This is a genomic window from Phreatobacter sp. (assembly GCF_051860605.1).
In the GTDB taxonomy this organism is placed as follows: domain Bacteria; phylum Pseudomonadota; class Alphaproteobacteria; order Rhizobiales; family Phreatobacteraceae; genus Phreatobacter.
On sequence record NZ_JBHYDR010000029.1, the window covers coordinates 1 to 617 of the forward strand.

Below are 617 nucleotides of genomic sequence, written 5' to 3' on the forward strand. Positions count from 1 at the left end.
GTCCCTATCTGCCGTGGGCGTCGAGATTTGAGAGGAGTTGCCAATAGTACGAGATGACCGGGGTGAACATACCTCTGGTGCACCTGTCGTGGCGCCAGCCGCGCAGCAGGGTAGCTATGTATGGACGGGATAACCGCTGAAAGCATCTAAGCGGGAAGCCTCCCTCAAGATAAGATCTCATCGAGTCGTGGAAGACCACCACGTTGATAGGCCGGGTGTGTAAGTGCAGTAATGCATTCAGCTAACCGGTCCTAATTACTCTGGTCGCGCCTGAAGATCCCACCATCAACGACATCACTGTTACAGCACGCAAGTGTCTGGCATCGTTCAAATCCCCCTGTTTGCCGGCTTCATGGCTTGGTGGTCATAGCGCCTGTGACCCACCCGATCCCATCCCGAACTCGGCCGTGAAACCAGGCAGCGCCAATGGTACTTTCGCTCAAGCGATGGAAGAGTAGGACGCCGCCAGGCCTTGCAGCCGGCAATCAGCAGGAAATATCCATTCACAACTCTCCGATCACGCCAAGGCGCCCCACCGGGCGCCTTTGCGCGTCTGAGGGATTTAAGGTTTGTCGCGGGGTGGAGCAGCCCGGTAGCTCGTCAGGCTCATAACCTGA

Annotated in this window: 2 rRNA genes; both read left to right on the plus strand. The window is 57.1% G+C overall.

The annotated features are described in order from the left end of the window. A 23S ribosomal RNA gene (locus tag ACTIFS_RS21720) occupies nucleotides 1-274 on the plus strand; the annotation flags it as partial. Between the two features lie 82 nt (nucleotides 275-356). Then, a 5S ribosomal RNA gene (gene rrf, locus ACTIFS_RS21725) occupies nucleotides 357-471 on the plus strand. The last annotated feature ends 146 nt before the right edge of the window (nucleotides 472-617 follow it).